Raw genomic sequence first — 8,729 nt, 5'->3', positions numbered from 1 at the left:
TAAATGAATCCAAGAATTAGATCCATCCCATTTAATCATCTTCTCATAAGCAATCATCACTGGAAATTGCCATAAGTAAATTTCATAACTTCTTGTTCCAATCCATTTAAACAACGGATTAGTTAACCAACCATTAGCTTTTTCGTAACTAATTATGGTTCCAAGTAGCACCGTACAAATTGCACTAAATAGAAACATTCCTCCCTGGTAAACAATTCCCCAGCTATCTTTTAAAAAGATAAGTCCAAAAATAACAAGAATTATTGAAGCAAAAAAAGAAATTATCTTCCACTTCTCATCTGTTTTCTTAATCAGTTCATGATGATCACTTAAAAAAACGGCTAAATACGCTCCCATTAAAATTGAAAACAATCTTGTATCTGTTCCGTAATAAATTCGATTCACATTATCCGGTTGGTATAATATCGCCATCAGGATTCCGGATAGAATTGTTAAGGTTAAAATAACCTTACTTAACAATTTGAAATCATCTTTTTTAAAAATTAATAAAGCTACAACAATGGGCCATAGCAAGTAGAATTGACCTTCTATAGATAAAGACCATAAATGAGTAAATCCGGATTCATTTCCAAATCGATCAAAGTAAGATGAACCATTTACAATCTGCCAAAAATTGTTAACATTAAATAAACTACTTGTAACTATTTGTTTGAAGTTTAATAATAAATCTTTCGCTAAAAAAACAAATGCACTTCCTGAGATAACTAACATCATTATTAATGAAGGGTAAATCCTTCTTGCACGCTTATAATAAAATTTCTTTAATCCAATTTTTTTTCTATTCTTCCACTCATTAAGTAAAATATCAGTCATTAAGTATCCTGAAATAACAAAAAATAATGGTACACCAAGATAGCCACCAGGCATTGTTCTTGGTATTAAATGGTACAAAATAACGCCAATTACTGCAATTGATCTTAATCCATCAATTCCAGTTATGTATTTTCTTTTTTCATTCATCAGCTAAACCTCTTTTACACACTTCTTATATGACATATATTAAAGTATTTTTACAAACATTTCAAGGTTTGTCACATTAATAAATGCTATTAATTCAATTAAACAATAAAACTATGAATTTTATGTGATTTTTTGAGAAATTTTCTAATAAAGCTTCAAAAACGTGACTTTTTTTTAAACTTTTTGTTTTTTTTTTAACATTACAGAAACAATAGAAATTTAGAAGAAATTAAAAAAATAATTATTTTCTTTCACTATGAGAGAAAATAATTATTTTTATCTATTTACTTATATTAATCTTCTTTTTCTTTCAATACTCGGTAATAATTTTTTATATGTTACAAAAAACACCAGATTTACAGCAATACACTTGATAACGTTGAAAGGAATAATACCGAATAACACCATATCTCGAATAGGAATTCCAAAATCCATTCCTAAAACTGACATGTACAGTGGTGTAATTACAAAATAATTAGCAATTGACATAAATACGATTAAACTAAAGGAACTTAATCCCATACCTATCAACAAATTTTTATTAGTACTTTCTTTCTTTTCCATATAATAAATAGGAAATAAAAAGATAACTGAAGCAATGAACCCAGTTAAATTACCAATCAAACTTAATATATCTGCACCACTCATCATAAAATTCAATGTTGATCTGATAAACGCAATGGTGATTCCTGCAAGTGGCCCTAAAATAAACGTTCCTATCAAAATTGGAACATCACTAAAATCAAGTTTCAGCCAACCAAACGTTGGCAATATTGAAAAATCTAAAAGTATCAATATGTAAGAAAATGACGCTAGTAATGCTGTGACAACCATTTTTTCTGTTTTGCTTTTTCTCATGAGAAAATCCTCCTAAAGGGATCATCTTCAGACGTTTTTGAGAATAAATAAAAAACTGCCTTCTTGCCACATCTCTCACTAGAGCGCGACAAAAAAACAGTGCATTATTTGATGGTATTCCCAAATAAGCCCTATCTTCTTTACTCCAGACTCTAACTGTCGGTACTGGAATTACACCAGTTCGACCAAATGATAAACTATCTATCACTCAGTTCGTGGACTATTACCACCGGTCGGGAATTACACCCTGCCCGTGAAGACGACCTTTTTTTATTTTTTTATAACCTTATTATATCTAAAAATAAAAATATTTCAATTGTTTTTACTTTTCTTTTGCTTCAACTAGTAATTGACTTACTTCTTTTTTACTTAACTCTCGATACTGCCCTGAAACTAAACCAAGTAAATTTAAACTTCCAACTTTTTCTCTTTTAAGTTTCATAACGGGTAACCCTACTGCCTCAAACATTTTTTTTACTTGATGATTTCGACCTTCATGAATGATTAATTCAATAATACTTGTTCCTTTTATTCTATCTGTTGATAAAATTTTATATTTAGCTGGCGCCGTTTTTCTTCCATCAATAACAACACCTCTTTTAAAAGCTCTTAAATCTTCTGGTCTTGGTGTTCCTTTAACTTTTGCTACATATGTTTTTTCAATTTCATGTTTTGGATGGGTTAAAATATTCGCAAATTCACCATCATTTGTCATAATTAAAAGTCCAGAAGTATCATAGTCTAAACGTCCTACTGGAAAAATTCTTTCGCTGACTCTTGGAAAATAATCCGTCACCACTTTTCTATCTTTATCATCACTAACGGCTGAGATAACACCTCTTGGTTTATAAAAAACAAAATAAACAGGTTGTTCTTGATAAATTGGGATACCGTCAACTTCCACACTATCATTTCCGCCTACCTTATAACCCAGCTCTGTTACTTTTTTCCCATTTACACTAACTCGACCTTCAAGAATCATACTTTCTGATTTTCTTCTTGAAGCCACTCCGGCATGTGCCATAACTTTTTGTAATCTCTCCACTAATTCTCATCCTGTTCTTCTATTTTTTTGAATTGATCTTTGAATCTGTCAAAAAATAAATCATTCGGTATTTCTTTTTCTGCATTCTCTTCTAATTTTTCAACTGTAGGTAACTCATCTACTGTTTTCAAACCAAAATAATCCAAAAAATAGGCTGTTGTTCCATAAAGTATCGCTCTACCTGGTCCCTCAACACGCCCTTTTTCTTCGATTAATCGTCTTGCAACTAATTTTTGAATAGAACCAGAAGACTGAACACCTCTCATATCTTCAATTTCTGCCCTTGTAATTGGTTGCTTATATGCAATAATCGAAAGACTCTCTAAAGCTGCTTGAGAAAGATTTTGATTGATTGATGACTGAGCATAATACTTTAAAAGTGAAGCAAACTTCTTTTTTGTACTTAGCAAAAAGCTATCCCCAACCTCTAAAATTGTAAAAGCTCTTGTCTCATCTTTAGTATAAGTTTCTTTTAATTGAATAATACAGTCATATGTATCAGCTGTTGTTTGGTGAGTCATATGAGCTAACTCATTTAGTGTTAAGCCCTCGTTTCCGGCAACGAAAAGTAGTGCTTCAATCTGACTTGCTATTTCCATTGATACCCCTCATTGTTCTTGTTTTTTCGGTAAAGTACAATTGATTCTTCAGCTTTTGCTTGTTTAGCTATTATTTCACCAGACTTTATCAACTCTAATAATGCCATAAATGTTGTCACTATTTCATTTCTTGTATAAAAATAAAATAAGGATTCAAAAGAAACTCCTTGTTTTAATTCAAGTTGAAACATTCGAGACATAATTTCTTGAACTTTATCTTCTATTGTAAACTCTTCTGAAATAATACTTGCTGTATCAGGTCCAAGTTCTCTTTTCCGATTTAATATATCGCTAAATGCTAGAAACAAATCAATAGTTGTTATCTCATTTGGTTCCAAAGGAATAACTTCATCACGGTAATTATCTAAATTAGTTGCTTCCTTTGTATAATACTTACCACGTTCTGTTTCTCGATCTTTTAACACGCCTGCTGCATATTTGAACTTCCGGTATTCTAGTAATTGAGCTACCAACTGCTCTCTTGGATCTATTTCATCGCTATACTCATTTTCATCAGACATATCGAGTTCAATTTTTGGTAATAACATTTTACTTTTTATTGACATCAGTGTTGCAGCCATTACAATATATTCCCCCGCAAGTTCTAAATCTAACTCTTGCATGGATCGTATGTAAATCATATATTGCTCGGTGATTTCTGAAATTGGTATATCATAAATATCAATTTCTAACGTCTTAATTAAATGTAAAAGTAAATCCAATGGTCCTTCAAATATGTCTAGTTTTACGTTTAATTCATTCATTCTTTTATCCTTATCCCTTTGTTAAGCTCTTGGAAAATACGTTTTATATACATCTGCCATTCTTTTTTTACTGATATGAGTATAGATTTGTGTTGTTGAAATGTCTGCATGACCAAGTAGCTCTTGAACGACTCTTAAATCTGCGCCATTTTCTAATAAATGGGTAGCAAAACTATGTCTAAGAGTATGTGGTGTCACTTCTTTTTCAATACCTGCTTGTACAACATACACTTTCAAATTTTTCCAAATACCCTGTCTTGAAAATCCTTCACCTTTATAATTTAAAAATAAGAAAGGTAAATTTTCTTTTTTATTTTTAGCTTTTAATTGTGGTCGTGATTTTTCTAAGTAAATTTCTACCCACTTAATTGCAACATCTCCTAAAGGAACAATTCGCTCTTTGTCTCCTTTACCTATGGTTTGCAATAAACCTAACGAAAGATGTAGATCATCTAACTTCAATGAAATCAATTCTGACACTCTTAGCCCTGTTGCATACATTACTTCTAAAATTGCCCTATCTCTAATACCAAGAATAGTCGATGTATCAGGTGATTCAATTATTTTTTCGACCTCTTTGACAGATAATGTTTTAGGTAACTTCTGAATTTTTTTTGGTGTATCAATATGCTGCATTGGATCATTATCAGTAAATCTTTCTTGTCTTAAAAACTGATGGTACTTTCTTAATGTTGAAACCATTCGGATAATTGTTGCAGATGATTTATCTTCATTTCTTAATTTTTCCAAAAAATCTAAAATCAAAAATCGATCAATTTTATCCAAGGAAGATACATTATTTTCTTCTAAAAATAAGCTATATTGTTTCAAGTCTCTTTCATAACTTTTAATTGTATTTTCTGATAATCCACGCTCTATTTTTAGAAAATGTAAATATTCCTCAATTTCTTTCATTTCCAAGCACCTCTCTTACCGTTCTCTATTTTAGCAGTTTTTAGTTTTGAATACTATTATTATGTTAACTATTTTTTATTTTAATGAAATTCACATAGACTTTTTTTTACTAAGAATATACAATAGGTATATTGTAAAAAGAAGGGGTGTGATACTACTTGCTACCAACTCAAAGTGATTATGAAAATCTCCATTTATTTCAAATCATTGATGTTAAAACAAAAAAATATAATAAAAAATTAATTGATTACTTTGAAGAGAAAAAAACATTTTTTAAACTCTCAATTATTTTAGATATTCCAATTGTCTTTGTCTTATCAATGTTTGGAACCCTTCATTTTAAAACCCCTTGGTGGAGTTTCTTTCTTTATTTTATCATTATATTTATTATTAGCTTTTTTATTATTTGTTTACCTGTTTATGCCTCATTAACAAAATCAATCAAAGAGCAAGAAAAGAAACTTTTTCAAGAAATTGATGAACATCTTTCTGAATTAGCCAATCAAAATTACTTTTCAAAAGATTCCAAAGCCAAAAGATTACTCAATCAAGAGTTTGAGTTAGTAAAAGTTCAACCTCTATCATCGAAAAATATTAATCAAATATTGAATAATAAAAATCTATCCTCTCAACGTATTGACTTTTACGATAAAAAAAATAATAGTATTTATAAAAGAAAAATTATTTTCTTTGAGAATAGACCATTAAAACCTGTAGCATTAGCTACTATCAATCTCTTAGGTAAAGACAAATCGCTATCAATTCAAGTACAAATACCTATTGAATACGAACTTGTTCATGGACTAGTTAGTGAGCAATTAGTTTATTTTGACAAGAACAATTATTATGTTAATCCTATCATATACATAGATACACAACATTTTTATGAACTATATCAAGATAAATAAGGGAGATTTTTTTATGGAAGAAAATAAATGTGGCTGGGCATACCGTAGTGATCTAGAGTTAGAATATCATGATACTGCTTGGGGATTCCCACTCCATGATGATGCATTACTTTTTGAAATGCTTATTCTTGAAACAATGCAAGCTGGTCTTAGTTGGACAACTATTTTGAAAAAAAGAGAGGGCATGAAAAAAGCCTATGACAATTTTATTCCAGAAGTTATAAAAGATTACTCAGATACTGATATTGAAAGACTTTTGTCTGATGAAAACATTATAAGAAACAAATTAAAGGTTAAGGCTACTGTCTCAAACGCTACAGCTTTTTTAGCTATTCAAGAAGAATATGGCAGCTTTAGCAAGTTTATCTGGGCTTACGTCGATAACAAACCTATTCAATCAAATTACAAAGAAATGAAAGATGTTCCAGGATTTACACCGTTAGCAGAAAAAATATCTAAAGATTTAAAGAAAAAAGGGTTTAAATTTATTGGTCCTACAACAGTCTATGCTTTCATGCAAAGTATAGGAATGGTAAACGATCATTTAGTAACCTGTCCAATACACAAAGAAGCAGCAACTCATGACTAATGAATTGCTGCTTTTTTATTTAGCATGTTGACATTTGCTACAGACACCATGAAAAGTCAAACGATGATCTGTAACTTTAAATTGGAATCGTTGTTCTACAACTTGCTCTACCTCTCCAAGAAGGTCATCCTCAATTTCCTCAATATCCCCACATTCCAAGCATAAAAGATGGTGATGAAAATGTTTTGCTCCTTCTTTTCGCATATCATATCTAGCTAAGCCATCTGTAAAACTTATTTTATCAAGGATTTTCAGTTCTGTTAACATTTCTAATGTTCGATAAACTGTTGCCAAACCAATATCAGGTGCTTTTAACTTAGCTAACATATAAATTTCCTCAGCCGATAAATGGTCTTTTTCATTTTCTAATAAAACAAGAACCGTTGTTTCTCGTTGTGGTGTTAATTTGTAACTAGCTTCATGTAATCTTTTTTTTATTCTAGTTAACGATTCTAGTGTGTTTTCCATGGGTGCTTTGCACTCCTTTTTTAAAATCATTATAATTAAGAATATAATTTTTAAAAATCATATTATATAAATTATAATTTATATAAAAGGTAAATGCAATGATTCTCAATTAGATTTCTTTATTTTCTACTAAAATTGTCCAACCGTCTTCTTGGTTAATCAACTTAGCCTTCATTAATGACCCTAATGCACGTTTAAATTGCCCTTTACTGATAGCAAACGTCTCTTTAATAGCATCTGGTGTTGATTTATCAGAGAATGGAATCTTACCTTCTTCTGATCGTTCTAGGAATGTTAAAATCATTTGAGCATCAGAAGAGATTACTTCGTGGGCTCTAGGTTTTAAAGATATATTTAAAATGCCATCTGGTCTAACACCGATAACACGACCTGATATATGTTGACCTAATCTTGGTTCTTCAAAACGCTCTGATGGATGGATAAATCCTAAATATCCCTCATCAGAGATAAAATAAGTTCCTACTAGTTTTAATCGATAAACTGTTCCTTCGATATTTTTATTGTGCATTTCTTCTTTGGTAGCAGGTTTTGACATTGCTAAAAAATCAACTTCATCAGCTAAGGTTGCCCAAACACGAGCTTTTTCGTCTGTTTTAAGACTTACTAATAATTTGTCCCCTTTTTTAGGCCAAAGTTGACGTAATTCTGGTAATTCATCTAACGACACTACAATTTCTTTATCTGTTAATCCGATATCAACAAAAACACCAAGGTCTTTTCTAGAAGCAATCACTTCGGCAAAATCTTTATGGTCTTTTCGAATCAATGGAATTTTAGTTGTGAAACAGTTTTGCTGTTTCTGATTTTGATAGCCAAAACCTTCCACCATGTTCCCTACTTCTTGTTGTCCTTCTTCTTTATCTAATAGAAAAGTTATACCGTTTTTTTGCACAAAGTAACTATGATCATTTTCATCAAAAATCATACCGTGCCAAACGCTTCCTAATAATTCATTCATTCAATCCTTCATCCTTTCAAAATTCAATTTAGTATACCATATTGTTTATCAAAATAAGTGATTTAATAGGGAGTTACTTTTAAAATAGGGGAAAATTCTGAATAAATAGCTAACATTTCGTTTAACAACATTTTTTTGTCTAATTGACTATCTTCAAATGTTAAAATATTAAATTCTACTTCTGACAATTTTAAACTAAATTCACGTTTCATTAATCCATTTTTTTCGTAAAATGAAATTCTTCTCTCACGAATTATCTTTTCTTTGTCATCAACTGTAAAATTTGGATCCTCGGACTCAACTATTATCTCAGACTTTCCTTTACTTTCTTTTAACCAATTTAGTAATTGACTTCCATATCCTTTGCCCCTAGTATCGCTAACCACTGCTAAATAATCAAGAATTTTAACAGTTGGTTTTAACCATAGAAAACAGGCATATGCCTTAATCTGTCCATCTTCCTCCATTACGATACACTCATACTTTCCTTGCTTAAATATTTCCTTAATATGATCAAGTTTTTTCAATTCATTTTCTGGAAAATCATTAATCATCCAACTATTATAAATAAATTCAAATTCTATGATTTCTACTTTTCTAAATGTGTTCATTCACATGCCCTT

11 protein-coding genes and 1 riboswitch are annotated in these 8,729 nt (G+C 30.4%); of the genes, 2 read left to right on the top strand and 9 right to left on the bottom strand.

Annotated features, from left to right (window positions below; genetic code table 11):
- From RR554_RS02305 to xerD, 6 genes are all read right to left on the bottom strand, one after another.
- Positions 1-981, bottom strand: a 981-nt coding sequence (locus tag RR554_RS02305; RefSeq protein ID WP_332462323.1) for an acyltransferase family protein, incomplete at its 3' end; no start/stop codon positions are given.
- Positions 982-1,269: 288 nt separating this feature from the next.
- Positions 1,270-1,839, bottom strand: coding sequence for an ECF transporter S component (locus tag RR554_RS02300; protein WP_332462322.1), 570 nt, complete (start codon positions 1,837-1,839; stop codon positions 1,270-1,272).
- 129 nt (positions 1,840-1,968) lie between these two features.
- Positions 1,969-2,104: riboswitch (FMN riboswitch) on the bottom strand.
- A 57-nt stretch (positions 2,105-2,161) separates the two neighbouring features.
- Positions 2,162-2,884 carry a pseudouridine synthase gene (locus tag RR554_RS02295; protein WP_332462321.1) on the bottom strand — a complete coding sequence of 241 codons (723 nt, stop codon included), beginning with the start codon at positions 2,882-2,884 and terminating at the stop codon, positions 2,162-2,164.
- Positions 2,884-3,483 (bottom strand): SMC-Scp complex subunit ScpB, encoded by a 600-nt coding sequence (gene scpB / locus RR554_RS02290; protein ID WP_332462320.1) that lies wholly within the window; start codon positions 3,481-3,483, stop codon positions 2,884-2,886. Before scpB ends, RR554_RS02295 begins: the two co-directional genes overlap by 1 nt.
- Positions 3,474-4,247: a segregation/condensation protein A gene (locus tag RR554_RS02285; RefSeq protein ID WP_332462319.1), complete on the bottom strand. Its 774-nt coding sequence runs from the start codon at positions 4,245-4,247 to the stop codon at positions 3,474-3,476. The genes scpB and RR554_RS02285 overlap by 10 nt, the downstream gene beginning before the upstream one ends.
- Before the next feature lie 21 nt (positions 4,248-4,268).
- Positions 4,269-5,162: a site-specific tyrosine recombinase XerD gene (xerD, locus tag RR554_RS02280; protein ID WP_332462318.1), complete on the bottom strand. Its 894-nt coding sequence runs from the start codon at positions 5,160-5,162 to the stop codon at positions 4,269-4,271.
- A 158-nt stretch (positions 5,163-5,320) separates the two neighbouring features.
- Here xerD and RR554_RS02275 point away from each other — a divergent pair, with 158 nt between their 5' ends.
- Together RR554_RS02275 and RR554_RS02270 are read left to right on the top strand one after the other, a co-directional pair.
- Positions 5,321-6,070, top strand: coding sequence for a hypothetical protein (locus RR554_RS02275; RefSeq protein WP_332467345.1), 750 nt, complete (start codon positions 5,321-5,323; stop codon positions 6,068-6,070).
- Between the two features lie 13 nt (positions 6,071-6,083).
- Positions 6,084-6,659, top strand: coding sequence for a DNA-3-methyladenine glycosylase I (locus RR554_RS02270; RefSeq protein WP_332462316.1), 576 nt, complete (start codon positions 6,084-6,086; stop codon positions 6,657-6,659).
- A gap of 15 nt (positions 6,660-6,674) precedes the next feature.
- On the opposite strand, the gene fur is transcribed toward RR554_RS02270, so the two are convergent.
- From fur to RR554_RS02255, 3 genes are all read right to left on the bottom strand, one after another.
- Positions 6,675-7,127 carry a ferric iron uptake transcriptional regulator gene (fur, locus tag RR554_RS02265; RefSeq protein ID WP_332462315.1) on the bottom strand — a complete coding sequence of 151 codons (453 nt, stop codon included), beginning with the start codon at positions 7,125-7,127 and terminating at the stop codon, positions 6,675-6,677.
- Between the two features lie 109 nt (positions 7,128-7,236).
- Entirely contained in the window at positions 7,237-8,106 is an 870-nt protein-coding gene (locus RR554_RS02260) for a CvfB family protein (RefSeq protein WP_332467344.1), read from the bottom strand.
- A 62-nt stretch (positions 8,107-8,168) separates the two neighbouring features.
- On the bottom strand, positions 8,169-8,717 hold the full coding sequence (locus tag RR554_RS02255; protein WP_332462313.1) for a GNAT family N-acetyltransferase: 549 nt from the start codon (positions 8,715-8,717) through the stop codon (positions 8,169-8,171).
- Positions 8,718-8,729 lie beyond the last annotated feature (12 nt).

This window comes from Vagococcus sp. (genome assembly GCF_036639995.1).
Lineage (GTDB): Bacteria > Bacillota > Bacilli > Lactobacillales > Vagococcaceae > Vagococcus.
The sequence above is the reverse complement of the archived record's forward strand: the minus strand, read 5'-3'. Positions and strand labels throughout refer to the sequence as shown.